This is a genomic window from Staphylococcus simulans (assembly GCF_025561465.1).
In the GTDB taxonomy this organism is placed as follows: Bacteria; Bacillota; Bacilli; order Staphylococcales; family Staphylococcaceae; genus Staphylococcus; species Staphylococcus simulans.
The window spans coordinates 376,091-395,659 of record NZ_CP095100.1; the positions used below are offsets into that span (position 1 = coordinate 376,091).

The 19,569-nt window shown below is 35.9% G+C and carries 16 protein-coding genes; 11 read left to right on the plus strand and 5 right to left on the minus strand.

Annotation, left to right across the window (positions count from 1 at the left end):
- Window positions 1-77 precede the first annotated feature (77 nt).
- Together MUA87_RS01410 and MUA87_RS01415 are read left to right on the plus strand one after the other, a co-directional pair.
- On the plus strand, window positions 78-1,535 hold the full coding sequence (locus MUA87_RS01410; protein ID WP_107540030.1) for an O-antigen polysaccharide polymerase Wzy family protein: 1,458 nt from the start codon (window positions 78-80) through the stop codon (window positions 1,533-1,535).
- A gap of 2 nt (window positions 1,536-1,537) precedes the next feature.
- Window positions 1,538-3,067, plus strand: coding sequence for an oligosaccharide flippase family protein (locus MUA87_RS01415; protein ID WP_070626792.1), 1,530 nt, complete (start codon window positions 1,538-1,540; stop codon window positions 3,065-3,067).
- A gap of 80 nt (window positions 3,068-3,147) precedes the next feature.
- Here MUA87_RS01415 and MUA87_RS01420 read toward each other — a convergent pair whose 3' ends face one another.
- Window positions 3,148-3,873 (minus strand): hypothetical protein, encoded by a 726-nt coding sequence (locus MUA87_RS01420; RefSeq protein ID WP_262551167.1) that lies wholly within the window; start codon window positions 3,871-3,873, stop codon window positions 3,148-3,150.
- Window positions 3,874-4,103: 230 nt separating this feature from the next.
- Between MUA87_RS01420 and MUA87_RS01425 the strand changes: the two genes are divergently transcribed.
- Complete coding sequence (locus MUA87_RS01425; RefSeq protein ID WP_262551169.1) at window positions 4,104-5,630, plus strand: DUF6056 family protein; 1,527 nt, start codon at window positions 4,104-4,106, stop codon at window positions 5,628-5,630.
- 75 nt (window positions 5,631-5,705) lie between these two features.
- Here the strand turns inward: MUA87_RS01425 and MUA87_RS01430 are convergent, their stop codons facing one another.
- Window positions 5,706-6,278, minus strand: a complete 573-nt coding sequence (locus MUA87_RS01430; protein ID WP_002479998.1) for a TetR/AcrR family transcriptional regulator — start codon at window positions 6,276-6,278, stop codon at window positions 5,706-5,708.
- Window positions 6,279-6,513: 235 nt separating this feature from the next.
- Here MUA87_RS01430 and MUA87_RS01435 point away from each other — a divergent pair, with 235 nt between their 5' ends.
- From MUA87_RS01435 to MUA87_RS01460, 6 genes are all read left to right on the plus strand, one after another.
- Entirely contained in the window at window positions 6,514-8,013 is a 1,500-nt protein-coding gene (locus MUA87_RS01435; RefSeq protein ID WP_262551171.1) for a glycosyltransferase, read from the plus strand.
- A 165-nt stretch (window positions 8,014-8,178) separates the two neighbouring features.
- Window positions 8,179-10,353, plus strand: coding sequence for a bifunctional glycosyltransferase/CDP-glycerol:glycerophosphate glycerophosphotransferase (locus MUA87_RS01440; RefSeq protein ID WP_023015598.1), 2,175 nt, complete (start codon window positions 8,179-8,181; stop codon window positions 10,351-10,353).
- An 87-nt stretch (window positions 10,354-10,440) separates the two neighbouring features.
- Window positions 10,441-11,013 (plus strand): DUF488 domain-containing protein, encoded by a 573-nt coding sequence (locus MUA87_RS01445; RefSeq protein ID WP_023015597.1) that lies wholly within the window; start codon window positions 10,441-10,443, stop codon window positions 11,011-11,013.
- Between the two features lie 206 nt (window positions 11,014-11,219).
- Window positions 11,220-11,612 (plus strand): (deoxy)nucleoside triphosphate pyrophosphohydrolase, encoded by a 393-nt coding sequence (locus MUA87_RS01450; RefSeq protein ID WP_262551174.1) that lies wholly within the window; start codon window positions 11,220-11,222, stop codon window positions 11,610-11,612.
- A 5-nt stretch (window positions 11,613-11,617) separates the two neighbouring features.
- Window positions 11,618-14,491, plus strand: coding sequence for a DEAD/DEAH box helicase (locus MUA87_RS01455; RefSeq protein ID WP_262551175.1), 2,874 nt, complete (start codon window positions 11,618-11,620; stop codon window positions 14,489-14,491).
- Window positions 14,492-14,658: 167 nt separating this feature from the next.
- A complete protein-coding gene (locus MUA87_RS01460) occupies window positions 14,659-14,946 on the plus strand; it encodes an AAA family ATPase (RefSeq protein ID WP_262551176.1) in 288 nt (95 codons plus the stop codon).
- Window positions 14,947-15,257: 311 nt separating this feature from the next.
- Here the strand turns inward: MUA87_RS01460 and MUA87_RS01465 are convergent, their stop codons facing one another.
- On the minus strand, window positions 15,258-16,148 hold the full coding sequence (locus MUA87_RS01465; protein ID WP_002479991.1) for a fructose bisphosphate aldolase: 891 nt from the start codon (window positions 16,146-16,148) through the stop codon (window positions 15,258-15,260).
- Between the two features lie 229 nt (window positions 16,149-16,377).
- Here MUA87_RS01465 and MUA87_RS01470 point away from each other — a divergent pair, with 229 nt between their 5' ends.
- Window positions 16,378-17,079, plus strand: a complete 702-nt coding sequence (locus MUA87_RS01470; protein ID WP_023015593.1) for an MOSC domain-containing protein — start codon at window positions 16,378-16,380, stop codon at window positions 17,077-17,079.
- Window positions 17,080-17,507: 428 nt separating this feature from the next.
- Here the strand turns inward: MUA87_RS01470 and MUA87_RS01475 are convergent, their stop codons facing one another.
- Window positions 17,508-17,768 (minus strand): zinc ribbon domain-containing protein, encoded by a 261-nt coding sequence (locus MUA87_RS01475; protein ID WP_096754401.1) that lies wholly within the window; start codon window positions 17,766-17,768, stop codon window positions 17,508-17,510.
- Window positions 17,768-18,961, minus strand: coding sequence for a formamidase (fmdA, locus tag MUA87_RS01480; RefSeq protein ID WP_002479988.1), 1,194 nt, complete (start codon window positions 18,959-18,961; stop codon window positions 17,768-17,770). The genes MUA87_RS01475 and fmdA overlap by 1 nt, the downstream gene beginning before the upstream one ends.
- 178 nt (window positions 18,962-19,139) lie before the next feature.
- Here fmdA and MUA87_RS01485 point away from each other — a divergent pair, with 178 nt between their 5' ends.
- Window positions 19,140-19,493, plus strand: coding sequence for a DoxX family protein (locus MUA87_RS01485; RefSeq protein WP_070847774.1), 354 nt, complete (start codon window positions 19,140-19,142; stop codon window positions 19,491-19,493).
- Window positions 19,494-19,569 lie beyond the last annotated feature (76 nt).

A 19,569-nucleotide genomic window follows, 5' to 3' on the forward strand; every position in this document is an offset into this window, starting at 1 on the left:
CTATGACACAACCAGACGAAAGCGTGTAATACGCAAGAAACGACAAATAAGTAACGAATGAGTAAGTAGGTGGAAGTTTGACCAAGTTATTAAGATGGTGTGTGCTGATGATTGCGGTGATATTGCTTACTATCGGCATTATCTTTTCGAATATTACCTTGTTATTTAGTGCACTCTTATTATTTTTCCTGAACAATCTGATATATGGACTAGAAGCGTTCAACCAGCGGGTCATCTTCTTTATGTTCAATGTGACTTTCTTTGTCTTTTTAATGGGCAGAATGGTTGTCAGCAAACTGTTCCATTATCATGAAAAGGATTTTAAACTGCTGGGAACGTATTTTACAGATCAAGCCACAATATTTAATATTTTAATCTTATTAAGTTTAAGTTTGTTTTGTCTCTTTTTAGGATTTGCGATGTTAGATCGCACGGTTCAACAAGGGTTTAAACAGTTTCAGCCTATTGAGACGACATATAAACAAAATATCCGAATCATCAGTTTAGGTATCTTTACGATTGCGATTATTTTTAAGTTGATGTATTTGGCAGAAGCGGTTCAAGCTTCACAATCACAAGGGTATTATGCCTATTTCTCTAGTTTTAAATCGAATTTACCAGGTGTGTTTGTGTTGATTAGTCGAATGTTCCCAGTCGCATTCTTTGTATATCTCGCAACATTGCCTGCACAAAAGAAAGCATGGCTGCCGATACTTGCTTATTTATTTGTAGATGGGCTTTCTGTATTAACCGGATCTCGTTCTGACTTTATGTTAGATGTGCTCATCTTGTTTATTTATTTCTGTTATCGCAATATTTTAGCGAAGCAGACAGGTACGCAAGCATGGTTCGGTAAAAAGACAATTATTGCGGGCATTATTTCAGCACCGATTTTATTAGCGTTGATGAATTTTGTCGGTAATAACCGAGGCGGAGAAAAGACTGACGGTGGTTTCTTTGATGCACTGTTATCATTTTTCTTCTCACAAGGTATCAGTGTCAATGTCATTGGTTATACCATCGAGAAGGCGAAAGAAATCCCGGATAAAATCTATTCTATTGGACCGTTAACAGAGTATGCCGTTTACAATATTTGGGGCAATTTAACTGGAGGGCAAGGCGGATGGTCTGGCCAATCGGTTGAACGTGCTTTAGAAGGGTATCAGTACTCGCATACAATGTCTTATGTCATTATGAAAGACTTGTATCTTAAAGGTGTAGGTTATGGTTCAAGTTTCGTTGCTGAAACTTATCATGATTTCGGTTATGTCGGCATGATGTTCGGCAGTATTGTCATTGGTTTACTAATTGCGTTATTTACGAGAATGTTGACCGCAAAACATATTTTAGTGATTGCGGCAGCTTTAATCATGGCACGAATGATGTTATTTATTCCACGTGCTAGTACAATCGCGTTTATTATTGATACTTTTTCACCAGCGAATATTTTCACAGTGCTTGTGATTTTCGGATTAGAACGTGTGATGCGTTCTTACTTTGAACGCAAGCGCAACCAACATAAACAGGAGTTATGAGTATGAATCAAAGAAGAGCTGGCGCCATCTTATCCTACATATCCATATTTGGTAATATTCTAGTGGCGATTTTATATACACCGTTCTTCATCAGAACGCTCGGCACTTCTGAATATGGGTTGTATAATTTGGTTTTATCCTTTTTAGTTTATTTGAACATTATGGATTTAGCGTTCGGTAACACGATCGCCAAATACTTATCACAAAACAGAGTCAAAGGTTCAAAGGCACAAGAGGCACGTATCTTAGGTAATATCTTAAATATTTACTTTTTGTGTTCCTTATTAGTCGGTCTGATGGGCTTGGTTTTGTATTTGAATGCTGAAGCGGTATTCGGCAATGCATTAGCACCTCAACAATTATCAGAACTGAAATTGATGTTGATTTTTATCATTATCAATATCATGATTTCATTTTATCCAGGTATTTTTAACGGTATTTTACAAGCGTATGAATACTTTGTGATTGCGAAGAGTATGTTGCTGATCCGAGTGATTATGCCTTCTATCATTGCGACACCGTTCTTATTGATGGGATTTGGCGCAGTTACGATTATATTGATTACGTTAATTGTCAATTTTGCGTGTCTGTTCTTAGGCATGATTTTATGTCGACGTCATGTATCGATACGCTTTGATTGGAAAGGTGCATTATCGTTTAATCACTTAAAGCAACAGAAACAATTGAACGTGTATTTAGGTTTAGTTTTGTTTTCTATAGCGATTGAACAATTGACGTTAAATTCTGGTCAAATGATTTTAGGTGCGATTAACGGAACGGTTGCGGTTGCGATTTATGTCATCGCTGTACAGTTCGTAAAAATCTTCCAACAGTTTGCGACTTCTATTAATAATGTGACCTTCCCAGGATTCTCAATGTTAGTGGTAGAAGGTGCAAGTAATGAACGTTTACTTCAACAGATGGTACGCATCAGTCGTATTCAATTGATTGTATTATCGTTTATCTTATCCGGTTTTGTGATTTTCGGTGAGAACTTTATTGTGATTTGGGCAGGACAAGATTTCAGACCTGCGTATCTTATGACAGTAATTTTAATGTTTACAATTACTTTCCAACTATCACAGTTGCCGGCAGTCAGCATTATTCAAGCACATAATCGTCAAACGTTTCGTTTTATGGCTTTAGCAATTACCTTAGTATTAGCCATGATCAGTGCGGTCATTTTAGCACCGAAGTATAGTGGTTACGGTGTTTCACTTTCTATCGCAGCGTTCAGCTTTATCGGCTATACACTGATTATGAATGTATATTATCACCGTAAAATCGGTTTGAATATGTATCGTTTCTGGTTTGAGATGAGTAAAATATGGTTGCCGATGATAATCTCTACAGTCATTTACTATTTTATTTATCAATGGATTGCGCAACTCTTAGGTAAAGGGTTAGTCGTGCTAGGTATAAATATTATCGTTTATGTTATTTTGTATTCTGTCGTGTTGTGGACAGTCATTATGAACCAAAGCGAGCGACAAATGGGTATGCAAGTAATACAGCGCTTTAAACGTGCGTAAATATAACTGTGAAAATGTTAAAAAGAATAAATACAAACAAAGACGCTATTCAGTCAGAAAAACCTGAACAGCGTCTTTGTTTACTTTTTCAGTAAAGTGAGACATACATCTATTAAATGCAGGTGATACACACTATAAATCAGGCCAGAAATAAAGACAGCCAATGTTACAGCGAAGAGTGCAGTTTGAATCCATGAGCGCTTCATAATCGTAATAGCTTTAGTTTTAGCATTCCAAATAAAGTTGAAGCGGTTGAAATAAATCACGAACAGCACAATCAAGGTATAAAAGATAGATGATATCAATATCATTTGAATTAAGCCGGGTAATATCATGCGATCGGATAATTGTATAAGACTTTGAATTTTAGAGATAAAATCTTGTGGTTTCGTTTCTCCGAATAAATCGAACCACCAATCTGTAAATTTGATTAAGAAACTGCCGAGAAACATAAGTAATAATAATGTACATGCATTCAAAGTAGTCAGCCAAGCACGACGACCTGGCACAGCAGTGAATGTTAAACGATGCATTAAAATAGCGTGAACTACTAATAAAGCGATACCTATACCACAGGCGAGCACACCATATTCTATTGCGAAAAATGTGTGGTACATATTCGTCTTTAAGGCATTAGGTTTTCCTAGAAATAGTAACAATAAGCCAATGATGAAGCCGTTGATAAAGAGTGTATAAAAAACAAACGTACTCAAACAAACTAAAATACGTCGATTACGACGAATCAATATTAAATCTAATAGGGTAAATAACAGTCCAATTGTTAGATACAAGATGATTTGAATCATGATGATAAGTGTTCTCCTTCTTAAAGGTGATAAATCACGTTGTGTTAATAATTAATAATTTTACTATTGAAGTCATAAATTGTCAGTAAAAAAATGAAGTGAGTGAAAATATTATTAAATGACGTATGTTTGACGAGGTATAAAATGGTATGTTTTCTAATTATAGATTATGATGACAATCATATAATTAAAGTGTATTATATGCTTAACACAACAAGGAGAACAACATCATGAGGATTATTAAGGAACACCCATATTGTTTTGTATATGGATTATTAGTGCTTTTTTATTTTGTTTTTGCGGCGATTGTTCCGCTTGCGCAAGATGACTGGGGTTGGTATATACATGGCTACAACCAATGGTTCAATGAACATTTTAAAAATTTAAACGGTCGATATTTCGGTAATATTTTAGAAATTTTAGCAGTGAGAAGTCTGTTATTACGCATGGTAGTGTATGCGCTAGTTTCATTCTCCATACTTTGGATAGTATTGAAATTCGCAGATAAAACTAAAAGTACAGCTTATATATTAATCGCGTTTATAATGTTACTGCTAATGCCCGCTTCAATCTTCAAACAAACCTATGCGTGGTATGCAGGATTTAATAACTATGTCACAAGTGCCTTATGTGCATTAGTAGTTTTATTATTTGTTTTAAAAACACTGCATAATCAAGAAAGAAAAACACAATGGTCACAACGTATTGAATTAGTATGTTTCTATATCGTATGTATTGCCGGACAGTTATTTATGGAGAATGTCACACTTTATAATATTGCGATTACCGGTTTAGGGTTACTTGTATATTTAGTAATTTATCGCAAAATCAACTTGAAATTATTGATAGGATTCTGTTTAACATGGATAGGCGCGATTATTATGTTTACAAATCCTAACTACATGAATATTTTAGCGGGTAATAGTTCATATCAACAAGTCGGTTCTAGTACCTCGATGTATGATAAAGTCATTCAAACGTTATTAAAAATCATTCCGTATTATGGCTACTTCCAATGCGCCATATTTTTAAGTGTTTTAGCTGTGGTTCTACTCATTGTTTTATATCGCAGTCCGAAATTTTTAAGTTTGTCACTAGTGTATAAAGTGATGATAACGGTAGCTTTAGCATTCTTTACTGTTTATAAATACTTTGTCTATGAACCTTTTGATTTAGATGCGATGAAACACATTCCGTGGGTTGCTGGTCTGAATTTCTTAGCGTGTTTGATCTATTTCTGTGCAGTCGCAGTAGGTCTCTATTTTATTGGTTTATCTAAGAAGTCATTATTGACGACATACTTTAATTTAGCTTCGATTGTGATTGCGACCATGCCTTTATTAGTCGTTGCGCCTGTCGGACCAAGAAATTTCTACTTTATGTATGTGTTATGGTTGATTATTTTATTAATTGTACTTAAACAGTTGCCTTTACCTGAAAGACGTACCAGTCTCATTGCGGGTAGTATCGCACTAGTCGCAGTAATCGTGTTTATGAGTGCTTTTTCATTTATGAGTTATGCGAATACACAGAGGGTTGCGAAAATAAAAGAAGAAGCAGCACATGTCTCTAAAGATGACGTTATTATTGTAGAAATGTTGCCATTTGATGTGTATACCCAACATTCCTCACCATGGTCGGTAAGAACACAGAGAGTATTTAAACAATACTTTGGTATACCTCAAGAAGCACGATTAAAATTCGTACCTTATGGTCAAAAATATTTACAACCGAAAGTACAGAAGAAAAATAAATAAAATCACAAAAAAATCAGAACAACTTCCAATCGTGAAGCTGTTCTGATTTTTTTAGTTTTAAAGTATTTTCCAACGCTATTCTGACTTAACTTTAATGTTGAGTAATTGATTGAACATCTTGTCCAGCGAATCAGGATTATCAATCGCATTTGAATAGTCGGCACAAAGTTTATGTTCATCGTAAGTCCAATCACCGATAGCGGTAATTGCTGATTCAAAGACACGAGCAACTACTTTGATCGGAGGGTTGCCAGGGACTTCGATAATATCTGCATTGTCTATGATGTCTTGACGTATTTTTTGGATGAAGATTGCGGTCACAGTTTCCATAAATTGTTGATCATGACGTTGTTTGATATCAATTTTTTCAATAGGTTTATCAAAGAAAGAGCTTAAAGCTTTAAAAGGTGCTTCAATACGCTCTCGAATATCCTTTTCGAAATAATCTTTAGTCAAATTCGTAATTAAGTAAGATAACAAGTCATATTTATCGTAAAAGTGTTTATAGAATGTCGTACGGTGAACTAATGCTTTATCACATATCATATTAACTGTAATGGCAGAGAATAATTTTTCGCTTAATAAGTTGAACAAGGATTCGGATAAAGCACGTTTTGTTTTAATCACACGTAAATCATTGGGATTCATGTTTGGCACATCTCCTTTTGTTAAATATATATGATAACAACTCGATTTCAGTATAGAACTATCAGTATAAATAAACTACTATGTAGATTAAACTATACTGTATGTTTGGTGGAGAGGCAAATATTTTAACTTGAGTATGAATAAATTTAATTTTTCTGTTTTACTTATTGTTTAAAGTGTAAATATAGAAATGATATAATTTTTTCTAACAAATTTTATGAAATGGGGTTTAGGGTTGATTTATACTGTTACATCAACTTTGCCTCCGAATCATGGAGGAAGAACGAAAGCATTGTTGAAGCGAATTCAATTTATTGACGACACATTAGGTATTAAACAAACTATTTTAACGACCAACTACAATATTGAGTACCCAGAAGTATTGGCTGATTTTAGAGAAAAAGGTATCTTAAACGAAGGTACACAAGTCATTAATCTCTATGATTGGCTTTCTGGCTATAATCTATTTAACATTCCAAAGTCGACTTTTAAGAAAGAAAAGAAATATAAAGCACAACCTGTGACGCTTTCTGATTACACAACACGTACGAATAAAAAAGGGGACGTCGTACGTTATTATGACAAGACTGATGAAACATATTTACTGTATCGTAAATTTTATGAGGATTCAGAAGTAGTCCACTTTGAAGATGTGATGACGCCTGGAGTTAAACATAAAGTCATCCGTTATGAATACAACACTTATGGTTATCTGCATAAGAAGACTTACTATGCAGCACGTAAAAACATGAAGTTGAGTGAGACGATGTATGATTTAGAGGGAAATGTGTATTGTCAAAAATGGTTTGAAGAAAATAAGCAAGGCAAACCAGAAGCGACGTCCATTTTGATATATCGCGAGGGACGTGTGGTAAGAAGTTTTACGCACGATAAAGCATTGTTTGCGTATTTTTATAATGAGATATTTAAAGATGGAGATATTGTGTTTAATGATGCACGTTTATTAGATGAACCATTAATTGACAATCAACATGCGATTAAACCTGTCATTGTCTTCCATAGTTCTCACTTATCCGGTGATAATATTAAAGGTTCATATCGCTTTGCGATAGATCATCACAAGCAAGTTTCGGCGTATATTGTGCTGACAACTCAACAAAAACAAGATATTTTAGCACAATCAGATATTCCAGAACAAAAAATTCAAGTCATTCCGCATTTCATTAAACCCAGTACGTTACCTGAACAAGAACGTAAAAATCAGTTTGTGTATTTAGGCAGGTTCTCAAAAGAGAAACGTATTGATCACATTGTGAAGGCATTTAAGTTATTTAAAGCTAAAGATTATGAGACGAAACTGAAATTATATGGCGGTGTTTCTGACTCACAAGAAGATGAACTTAAAGATTTAATTTCTAAAGAAGGTCTGTCAGAAGATGTAGACATCGAATCCTTTACTAATCATCCACAAGAAGTTTTCCGTGAATCACGTGCTTCTATTTTAGCAAGTACACATGAAGGATTCGGATTATCTATGATGGAAAGTATCAATGAAGGTTGTCCGGTTCTTGCGTATGATATTCGTTATGGGCCAAATGAAATCATTGAAGCGGGTGAGAATGGGTATTTAATACCTACAGGTGATATCGAGGCTTTAGCACAGGCGATGGAGCGTATCATCAACCATCCATTGAAGCATGTGCACACACGTCAATCATTAACACCAAAAGCCGCACAACATCATTTCGAACAGTTATTTAAAACGTTAATATAAATAGAGTAATACACCTTTTATTATTTTTCCAAATTAGTAAGACGATGATAAAAAAGTAGATTTAGTATATAATTGTTACGGTTTCTTATTTGGTTTGCTGAGAAATTAGCAGTACAATAAGAAAATGTGGAAAACAGAGATATAAAAAGTAAGGAGATCACAATCATGAATGAATTAACAGTCATTATCACATACTACAACTCAGAAGATTATATTCAAGCTTGTATCGAAAGCTTGAAGCAACAACGCAATCAAGATTTTAATGTGATTATAGTCAACGATGGATCAACAGATGGTTCTCAAGCACTTTTAGAAGACACCTTAAAAAACTATGATAAAAAGGTTGAAGTGATTAACTTTGAACAAAACCAAGGGCATGCGCATGCGCGTAACGTCGCAATGTCACATGTAGAAACACCGTATTTTATGTTTTTAGATGCGGATGATGAATTAGCTTCTTATGCGATTCAATTCTATTTAAAAACAGTGAATGGTCTAGATGCCTTAATTGCACCGATTAATAAGTTTACACTCAATCAACCCCAATACATCGATCAGAATAAAATTAGATTGGAATATATGAACGCTGAGACAAACCCTAATTCATTCTTAAGAAAAAATACGGCTTGTAACATTTTATTTAAAACAGCAATCGTACAAGCGCATCAACTTCAATTCGATGAGGCATTGAAAACGTATGTCGACAATTCTTTCGTAGTGGATTATCTGACATATGCAGAACGCTTTGTGCGTATTTTAGGTTTCCCGTTCTATTTCAGAGGAGAGGTTTATGATCCTTTTGAAACAGAACAACTGACACAACAAGCGTTCGACCAATTATTTGAAGATTACGCTGATGCTTATCTGCATACCGTGCAGAAAGTGAAAAATAAAAAAGTCCGTCAATTTATGACGCATAAAATGGCAAGTATGATTCGTAACGGTTTTGACCCTGCGAATAAACAAAATGCTTACCACTATGCACAACATCAAGACACACTTATTCAATTAGCTCAAAAATTGAAATGGCATCTCTTACAAGAAACAGATGGCGGTTCATTGTTTAAAGTAGAAATGTTGGCGTTAATGTTTAATCAACCTGACGCCGCAATTGCGATCAACAAATACAGAGGTATGTTACGTCATGTGAAGAATGTTGTGATGCGTAATAAAAATAAAAACCGTTCTATGTATCAGTTAACAGATGCGCCAGAAAATGTTTCTAACAAAACAATTGTTTTTGAGACATTCGGCGGTAAAAACTATAGTGATAGTCCAAAATACATTTATGAATATATGCAGAAATATTATCCGTACTATAACTATATCTGGGTATTAAAGAACCCGGCTAAAACTTATGTTCCAGGTAATGCGACTAAAGTGAAAAAAGGTTCGAAAGCTTATTATGAAGCTTATTCAAAAGCACATTACTGGGTTACGAACGCCCGCACGCCGCTTTATATCAATAAGAAAGAGAATCAAACGTATATTCAAACATGGCATGGTACGCCGTTGAAACGTTTGGCGAATGATATGAAAGTGGTACGTATGCCAGGGACAACAACGCCCGCATATAAACGTAATTTCAGAGAAGAGACAGAACGTTGGGATTATTTAGTATCACCGAACCGTTATTCTACTGAAATTTTTGAATCGGCCTTTTGGATGGATAGAGACCGTGTCTTAGAAATCGGTTATCCAAGAAATGATGTGCTTGTTAATCGTCAAAATGATACTGAGTATCTTAAAGATATTCGAGAGAAGCTTAATATTCCTAAAGATAAGAAAGTCATTACTTATGCACCGACATGGCGTGATGATGAGTTTATTAAAAAAGGACAATACTTATTCAATCTTAAAATCGACTTAGATAATTTATATAAACAATTAGGTGATGACTATGTCATTTTATTACGTATGCATTATCTGATTGCGAATGCTTTAGATTTATCTGGTTATGAAAACTTTGCGATAGATGTATCTGATTATGATGATGTCTCAGAAATCTTCTTGATTTCAGATGCATTGATTACAGATTATTCATCTGTGATGTTCGACTATGGTATTTTAAAACGTCCACAGTTCTTCTTTGCGTATGATATTGAGAAATACGGTAAAGGTTTACGTGGCTTCTATATGGATTACCATAATGATTTACCAGGACCTATTTTCACAGATGCGCACAAACTTGCTGAAAGCTTAAAAGACTTACCGAAAGTACAAGCAGAATATCAAGATAAGATTGATGCATTCTACAATCGTTTCTGCAGTATTGAAAACGGTAAAGCATCAGAATATATCGGTGAATTGATTCATCAAGGTATTGAAGAAAAAGAATAATACGTTAACACGCAAAAGTAGCCTTTAAAGAGACTGTTTTTGCGTGTTTTTCTTTTAACAGGCTATAGTAAGAGAGAGGTGAACATTATGGGACAAACCAAACAAAAGGTGATTTATACTATCGGTCATTCTGATCATGATAAAGAAACATTTCTTGAAATGTTGAAACAATATCATGTTGAAGTCTTAATGGATATCAGAGCCTTTACGAAGAGCCGTAAACATCCGCAATTTAAAGACGACAATATGAAGTCATGGTTGAAAGAAGCGGGGATTGAGTATCAAACTGACCAATTTCTAGGTGGGCGCAGACAACCCAGTGAAACAGTGGGACGTACTTTGAATAGTGGTTGGCAAAATGAATCTTTCCATAACTATGCGGACTATACTTTAACAGACGACTTCAAAGAAGGGATTAAAAGATTAACAGAAACAGCCCAAAACCAAACGACAGCTTACATGTGTTCAGAACATCATCCAGCACGTTGTCATCGTCTGATTGTCAGTAATTATTTAGCTGCACATGGTTGGGACGTGTATCATATTATGCAGAATAATAAAGGTGACATTATTGCACAACCACATAAGTTAGGACAATGGGGTGCGATGCCAATTATTGAAGATGATGGGGAAGTAGTATATCCGAAAAAAACAGATTGACATATATAAATGAATGGGGTGTTTCTTTTATGAATCAGAACAACATATTGAATCGACAACAAGTTAGAAGAAAATGAACAGACAGGCCGTGCCTGTCTATTTTTTATGAAAAAAATAAAAAATTGCTGCAATTGTGTGGCAATCTTTTATAAAAAATGAGATCCTGCTTATAAGTAATGAAATATTGATATGAGCGGAGGATACATATGAAAAAGTTAGTCAGAGTCGTAGGTGCAGTGATTGAACATCAAGGTAACATTTTATGTGCACAACGCAGTGAACAAATGAGCTTACCGTTATTATGGGAATTTCCGGGCGGTAAAATTGAACAATGTGAAACAGATATTGAAGCGTTAAAACGTGAAATTCAAGAAGAAATGAAATGTGATTTAGCAGTGGGTGAGAAAGTCACGACGACTACACATGAATATGATTTTGCGATTATCGAGCTGACAACGTATCGTTGTACTTTACAAGAAACGATGCCGACATTAACTGAACATAGTCAAATTAAATGGTTAGCCCCTAAAGCGTTACACCAATTAGAGTGGGCACCGGCAGATATTCCGGCAGTCGACTTGCTTGTTGAACAAGGGTAATGCCTATGGAACATTTAATTGAAGACTTAACCCAGTCGCTTCATAAAGGCTTTATTGATCGTTCTATTGTGCATCAAGGGCACCATGTGCCGAAATTGTTGCTGAATAATCAAGAAGAAAATGTGCTCGCAACGCTCATCGATGAACTAGAGAAATGTCAGTCCTTTATGATTTCGGTTGCTTTTATTACGCCGAGCGGTCTCCAAAGTCTGAAGTCACATTTATATGATATGGCACAACGTGGTGTTAAAGGTAAAATATTAACTTCCAATTATCTAGGTTTCAACTCCCCAAAAGTGTATGAAGAGCTGATGAAGTTAGACAATGTTGAAGTCCGTGTAACAGATGTCTCAGGCTTTCATGCGAAAGGTTATATTTTTGATCATGACGCCTATTCTACGTTAGTTGTGGGGAGTTCGAATTTAACTTCTAATGCTTTGAAAGTTAATTATGAACATAATATTTTATTATCTTCTCATCAAAATGGTGATTTAGTCCATAAAGTGAAAGACCAATTCGATGGGTTATGGGAAGAGAGCACTCCTTTAACAGAAGCTTGGATTGAAGCGTATCGTGAGGTTTATCAACCACAAATGACACAACGGTTGTTTGAAGAAAGTCAGAAACAAACGTTGTTGGAAAATAAAATACATGAAGCGGTTAAAATTGAACCGAATTTAATGCAGGTAGAAGCGTTAAAAGGTTTGGCAGAGATGCGTGCACAAGTTGAAAATAAAGCATTGATTATTTCTGCGACAGGGACAGGTAAGACGATTATGTCTGCGTTAGATGTCCGTGCATTTAAACCTAAACGTTTTTTATTTGTTGTGCATAGTGAAACCATCTTAAATGATGCATTGGCAGCTTATCGTAAAGTGTTGGCAGATGAAAATGAAGCGGACTTTGCGAAGTTGACGGGGACTGAGAAGAATTTGGATGAGAAGTATCTATTCGCGACTGTACAAACAATGTCGAAGCCTGACATTTATCAACAGTTTGACCCAGCAGCTTTTGATTATATTGTCTTTGATGAAGCACATCGTTCAGCAGCACAAAGTTATCAAAATATCTTCCATTACTTTCAACCGAAATTTATGTTAGGGATGACCGCAACACCTGAACGAAGTGATGATCTCAGTGTCTTCGCGCAATTTAATCATAATGTTGCTTATGAAATTCGACTTCAGAAGGCATTAGAAAGTGATATTTTATGTCCATTCCATTATTTTGGTGTCTCAGATTATATTCAAGAAGGCCAAGTTGTGGATGATAACACACAAGACTTAAAATTCTTAGCGTCTAATGACCGTGTGAAATATATTTTAGAGAAAACGGATTATTATGGTTATTCTGGTGATGAATTAAAAGGGCTAATCTTTGTCAGTCGTAAAAAAGAAGCACAAGCTTTAGCACAAAAGTTAAATGCCGAAGGCATACCCACACAAGCTTTAACAGGTTCAGATTCACAAAAACAGCGTAACGAAGTGATTCAACAGTTAAAAGACGGCAGATTAAATTATATTATCACCGTAGATTTGTTTAACGAAGGAATTGATATTCCTGAAATCAATCAAGTGGTGATGTTACGGAGCACACAATCAAGTATTATCTTTGTACAACAATTAGGACGTGGTCTTCGTAAGAGTGCGAATAAAGATTTTGTGACAGTCATTTATTTCATTGGAAACTATAAAAATAACTATATGATTCCGATAGCACTGTCAGGTGACCATTCCCATAATAAAGATAGTTATCGAAAATTTATTTCAGACTATGCGCCATTAAAAGGCGTTTCAACAATTAATTTTGAAGCAGTTGCTCAAAAGAGAATTTTTGATTCGATTCAATCTGCGACTTTAAATAAGAAAGCTATGATTTTACAAGCATTCAATGAAGTGAAAGCACGCATTGGTCGCACGCCAAGTTTAATGGATTTCATTCATCAACATTCGATTGATCCAGAAGTGATTCTTTCGAAGTATGGGAATTATGAACAATTTCTAGTGGAGAAAACAGATATTACGACAAGAATCTCTGAAAATGCCTCTAAGAATTTGACGTTCATTTCTCAAGAATTAGCGAAAGGTTTGAAGAATACCGATTATTTAGCACTAGAGTTGTTGATGAGCCAAGATGAAAGTTTTGAACGTTTAGTTGAAAAACTTCAACATAGAGATAGTGAAATTGAAGAAGCGGATGTGCGTACCAGTTTGAAGGTATTAGATGAAACATTCTTCAGCAAGAATATAGATAAAAGATATGGCACACCGATGGTTGAATGGGATAAAGAGACTAATCTTATCGGTCTTACTAAACCGTTTAAAATGAACTTGAAAAATGAAGCCTTTCGTCATCACGTCCATGATTTGATCGAAGTAGCCCAATATAAACATAAGCATGTCTATCAAAATCAAAATGACTTTATCTTGTATGAACGTTATTCGAGAAAAGATTTTGTGAAAGTGATGAACTGGGATAAAGATGAGTCTGCAGTTATTAACGGTTATAAACAAAAACATCATACATTGCCAATTTTCATTACGTATCACAAAAGTGAAGATATCAGCGACAATACAGCGTATGAAGATCAATTCATTAATCAAAATAAGCTGAAATGGTTCACGCGTTCACCAAGAAAGTTAAGTTCTGATGAAGTTCAAAAAGTAATGCGACACCAAGAACTCAATACTCCAATGTATCTTTTCGTGAAGAAAGAAGACGGTGAAGGAACAGACTTCTATTATTTAGGTAAAGCACGCTTTATGCCGGGTACTGCAGTACAAACGAAGATGCCGGATGGCAAAGATGTAGTCACAATGCATCTTGCTTTAGATACGCCGGTTCGAGATGATATTTACCGTTATTTAGTTGAGAAATAAATTGATTGCCTGACTCGAAAATGAGTCAGGTTTTTTGTGATATATAGGTCAGAATAGAGATGAATCAGTCTTTTTGACCATAGATTTGCTTGTATGCGCATAGATGCATATAATCTTGATTAAACACATGACAACGATTCACTATTAAGAGGAATGAGGAGGATAATATGGCGGAAAGGATTCTGGTGATTGGCAGCCCTGGCACAGGAAAATCAACATTTGCTAAACAGTTAAGTCAGAAAATGAATATTCCAGTCTTTCATTTAGATAAACTATTTTGGAAAAATGATCATGAAACAATTAATCAAGAAGAGTTTATAAAACAAATCGAAAAAGTAATTGCTGAAAATGAATCTTGGATAATAGATGGGAATTATAGAGACACTTTTAAAACAAGCAGAACTTGTCATTTGGTTGAAAGCACCACGTTGGAAATGTATTTTGAATGTGGTTAAACGTTATTTTAGATTATTAAAGAATGAGGATACTGGCGGCAATCCAAAGTCACTGCGATTCGAATTTATAAAATATATTTGGGACTTTCCAAGCAATCATTTTCCTTCTATGATTCAAGCTAAAACAAATAGTTTAAATCGAGTGAAATGGATTGAATTAAATGGGTTTAAAGAAATTAATCGTTTTATGCGGGAAAGTGAAGTTAAAATAAACCACTCGTCCAAATAATTATTTTGGACAAGTGGCGGTAGTTAACGCAAATAAAAAAGCGAACCTCAATGGGAGATTCGCTTTTATCAAATACTTGTAATTATGCTTTGTTTACTGATGCGTCGTAGATTGTATCAATCGCATCTTGTAATTTATTGTTAAATTCTTCATCTGATTGGTTAACGTTCAAGTCAGTTACTAATGCACGAGAGAAGCTTGCGATTAAGCCATCGTTTTCTTTTAAGATTTTGTTTGCTTCTTCACGGCTGTAACCACCAGATAATGCAACAACACGTACCACTTGAGGGTGTTCGATAAGTTCTTTATAAGTGTTTGCTTTTGTTGGAATTGTTAATTTCAACATAACATTTTGATCTTTATTTAAGTTGTCTAACTCAGCTTTGATTGCTGCTGCTAAGTTTTCTTCGATTGCTTCTTTATCTTCTGCGTGAATGTTAACTTCTGGTTCGATAATTGGTACTAAACCAGCCGCAATGATTTCTTTAGCAACTTCGAATTGTTGTTTAACAACTTTTTCGATACCTTCTTTGTTGTTTTCTAAAATGTTAGAACGCATTTTTGTACCGAAGATATGACGTTCGTTTGCGCGTTTCAATAATTCATCTAAATCTGGAATAGGTTTCATTAATTGAACGCCTTCATTTTGGTCAGCTAATCCTTTGTCGACTTTCAAGAATGGTACGACACCTTTGCTTGCTAGGAAGTCACCAGTGTATTGTCCTTCAATTTCACGATCCATTGTTTGCTCGAATAGGATTGCTCCTAGGATTTTGTCTCCGTTGAAAGCAGGTGAAGTAATGATGCGTGTACGCATTTCGTGTACAAGGTCAAACATTTCATCATCGTTTGAGTATTCATTTTCTTCAATTCCGTAAGCTTTAAGCGCTTTAGGAGTACTACCACCGCTTTGGTCTAATGCTGCGATAAATCCTTTACCATTTTTAATTTTGTCAAATTGTTCTTGGTTCATTTATTGACACTCCTCTTTCCGCATTTTGCTATATCTCTTTCATCTCTAGTATGGTAAAAATGAAGTGATTTCGCAAATAGTTTAACTCATAAATGTAAAATAAATCACAAACGGAATTTTAGATGGAGTATTGGCTTGAAACTAGGACATTAAACGTCTTGTTAGTATTCATTTGAAACTAAAATACGTTACAATAGTGTGAAAGGGATTTGTTGAAAGGGTGAAGACGGTGAGCAGAATAGAAACGTTATTTGTAGGCGGTGTGGAAACAGTAGGGCATCCGCACGCCGTTAATAAACTGGATCAGCAGTGGATGACTGCTGCGTATAAGAAAGCCATGCCGATACCTGTCTTTCTGACTAAAAGCGGTTTGGAAGGTGATGATGTGGGAGATAAGAAACATCACGGCGGACCAGAAAAAGCATTATTTGCGTATAGTGTCATTCATTATGATAAATGGGCAGAAGAATATCCAGATGCAGAATTCAAAGCCGGGACAAATGGTGAAAATGTATCTGTCACAGATATGGATGAAACGACGGTATGTATCGGAGATATTTATCGTGTCGGTGAAGCGTTAGTACAAGTCTCACAACCACGCAGACCTTGTTGGAAACCAGGCAGACGGGTGAAATGGATTGACTTCGGACAACGTATTCAAGATACAGGGCGTACAGGTTGGTACTTCAGAGTGCTTGAGGAAGGTCGTATTCAACAAGGCGATGTGTTTGAGTTAGTAGAACGCCCATGTGAAACATGGACAATTGCGAAGATGAATGATGTATTATATCATCATACAGACCATCCGCAACTGATGCGTCAGCTAATGGATAATGACTATACACCGCCGTCTTGGAAAGAAGAGTTAAGTCAATTGCTTGAAGGAGAAGCGGTGGATCATACACCGAGACTCTATGGTCCGAACATTTAAAAAAATACTTATTGTAATAAAAATAAAAGACACATGCGCCGAAATGGCGACATGTGTCTTTCTTATTCATCTTATCTTATTGTCTGTCAGCCTCATGGCTGCGAAGGGGAGAAAACAGCCATGAGTGATTTATGACAGATTAACCTTTTACTTTTGTGGCAATGATTGGATAGGATTATTTAATCCAGTGTCGTTGCACGTTAACATCTTCAATATCGGTTTATTATTTTTATTATGTGCAACATTCATATGCCAAGTGTTTGTATGGACATCAAGCATCATTCATTGAGGAGGGTATAACTCAACGTAGATGGATGTGCCTGGTTTAATTTTCAGTTGTAGGTTTATCGATCACATGCAAATGGGCTGTATGTTTGTATGCGAATTTTATCATTTGTATGATGGGTATTCGATTTTTTTAGTATTGATTAGACCATCCAAGGACGGTTATGCGTATTTTGTTGTTTCGGTTTGTTTGGGAGTTTATCGTGCGAAACAACTTTTGGTTCTTGACCAGATTCAATTCTTCTTTTTAAATTTGAATCAATCTTTGAAGTATTGAATGGGACGAAGACGCGTTTTGCGTCTTGATTGCAGTCAGGGCAAACTGCATAATCATGATTTTCATTCATAGATTGATTTAGCGTAAATTCACCGTGTTTTGCGCATGCATAAGTGTAATTGGGCATTACTCATCAGGCTCCAAATTTGGAATGATATCATCTCTGAAGATTTCACGAGGTATTGCAATTGTACAACAAGCGTTTGGAACATCCACGATACCAGCAACTGTACCTTGGACGGGCGCTGTTCCAAGTAACATATAAGCTTGTTCACCTGTAAAGCCTCGTGTTTTTAAGAATTCAATCGCGTTTAAACAAGCGTTGCGATAAGCGGTATTCGCATTTAAATACTCTTGTTTTCCGCTGAACTCATCTACTGAAATACCTTCGAATACAATATAATCTGTATAGTTCGGCATTACAGGTCCTGGTTTGAAGGCTGGGTTCTTTTTAATTTGATATTTTTCCATGCCATTTTTAATCACATTGACGCGTAAATCAATCCAACCAGGCATTTCGATACCGCCGCAGAATGTAATTTCACCATCACCTTGTGAGAAATGCAGATCGCCGACAGATAACTTTGCACCGTCGACAAAGACTGGGAAATAAATGCGGGAACCTTTCGATAAGTTTTTGATATCGCAGTTACCGCCGTTTTCTCTAGGAGGAACGGTTCTGGCACCTTCTTTAGCGACGCGGTCGAAATCTTTTCCTTCTAAAGTGCCAAGCACTACAGCATCCGTATCAGGTAAATTTGCTAATACCGGCTCTCTGTTCGGATCTGTATCTACCAATGCTTGTTCACGTCGGTTCCATTCATCCAACATTTCTTGGGAAGGCGCAACCCCAATCAATCCTGGGTGAATCAATCCGACAAATTCTACACCAGGTACATGACGACTTGTCGCATAAATACCATTGAAATCCCAAATCGATTTTTGGGCATTCGGATAATGGTCGACGAGGAAACTGCCACCGTTTGTAACGTCGAAAATTCCGTTAAAGCCCCATTCGTGTTCTGGGAATGCGCCGATATCTAAGATGTCGACGACGAGTAAGTCGCCAGGCTCAACACCGTTGACATATACGGGACCACTCAGTACATGTACACGGTTCAAGTTGACATACTTGATATCGCTTGGGTCGTCATTGTTTGAGACTTGACCATCGGTCCAGTCTAAACATTCCATCCTAAATGATTCCCCGGGTTCAACTGAAAATGCAGCCGGAATGTCCGGGTGCCATCGGTTGTGTCCGGGATGTGCTTGCTGATCCATTTTCTTATTCAAATCCACACTAAATAATTTCTTAGGCATATGCCTACCCCCTTGCCGAAATAATTTGTGACTGAAGATTCTGACTAGAAATAGTATTCCTCAAAAAGTTACATTTTAAACTCGTTTTCTGAATTTTTGTGAAAAATATTGATTTTTTGTTAAAAAGTTACAATTTGTGAAATAATAGAAAGGATGACTATAAAAAGAAGGTGACGAAATGCGTAAAGGATTACGTTTGGTTTTAGGAGGTCTATTCAGCCTAGCAGGAGTCATGCACTTTGTGCGTTCTGATGCTTTTACTCGCATCGTTCCGAAGTATTTACCCTTACGTAAAACAGCAGTAATTGTAACAGGTATTGTTGAACTAATCATTGGTGGCGTTCTATTCTGGAAACGCCCAAGCCGAGCATTTAAACGAGGTATCAATGCTTTTTTAATTTCGGTATTTCCAGCTAATATTTATATGGCACGCAAACAATTGCCGTTAGGCGATTATCAACCACCTAAGTGGGCTTTATACAGCCGCTTGCCATTGCAATTTGTCTTAATGGCATTCATTCGCAAACTATAAATAATATAAAAATAAAGCTTCTCCTTGTTTTGAAAATTAAACAAGAAGAAGCTTTTTTTAGTCTTTAATGATTCAA

Excerpts from the sequence above, each read along its gene's own strand:
- MUA87_RS01415 (WP_070626792.1), top strand. The coding sequence starts at position 1,538 with ATGAATCAAAGAAGAGCTGGCGCCATCTTATCCTACATATCCATATTT.
- MUA87_RS01420 (WP_262551167.1), bottom strand. The coding sequence starts at position 3,873 with ATGATTCAAATCATCTTGTATCTAACAATTGGACTGTTATTTACCCTA.
- MUA87_RS01425 (WP_262551169.1), top strand. The coding sequence starts at position 4,104 with ATGAGGATTATTAAGGAACACCCATATTGTTTTGTATATGGATTATTA.
- MUA87_RS01430 (WP_002479998.1), bottom strand. The coding sequence starts at position 6,278 with ATGAATCCCAATGATTTACGTGTGATTAAAACAAAACGTGCTTTATCC.
- MUA87_RS01440 (WP_023015598.1), top strand. The coding sequence starts at position 8,179 with ATGAATGAATTAACAGTCATTATCACATACTACAACTCAGAAGATTAT.
- MUA87_RS01445 (WP_023015597.1), top strand. The coding sequence starts at position 10,441 with ATGGGACAAACCAAACAAAAGGTGATTTATACTATCGGTCATTCTGAT.
- MUA87_RS01450 (WP_262551174.1), top strand. The coding sequence starts at position 11,220 with ATGAAAAAGTTAGTCAGAGTCGTAGGTGCAGTGATTGAACATCAAGGT.
- MUA87_RS01455 (WP_262551175.1), top strand. The coding sequence starts at position 11,618 with ATGGAACATTTAATTGAAGACTTAACCCAGTCGCTTCATAAAGGCTTT.
- MUA87_RS01460 (WP_262551176.1), top strand. The coding sequence starts at position 14,659 with ATGGCGGAAAGGATTCTGGTGATTGGCAGCCCTGGCACAGGAAAATCA.
- MUA87_RS01465 (WP_002479991.1), bottom strand. The coding sequence starts at position 16,148 with ATGAACCAAGAACAATTTGACAAAATTAAAAATGGTAAAGGATTTATC.
- MUA87_RS01475 (WP_096754401.1), bottom strand. The coding sequence starts at position 17,768 with ATGCCCAATTACACTTATGCATGCGCAAAACACGGTGAATTTACGCTA.
- fmdA (WP_002479988.1), bottom strand. The coding sequence starts at position 18,961 with ATGCCTAAGAAATTATTTAGTGTGGATTTGAATAAGAAAATGGATCAG.
- MUA87_RS01485 (WP_070847774.1), top strand. The coding sequence starts at position 19,140 with ATGCGTAAAGGATTACGTTTGGTTTTAGGAGGTCTATTCAGCCTAGCA.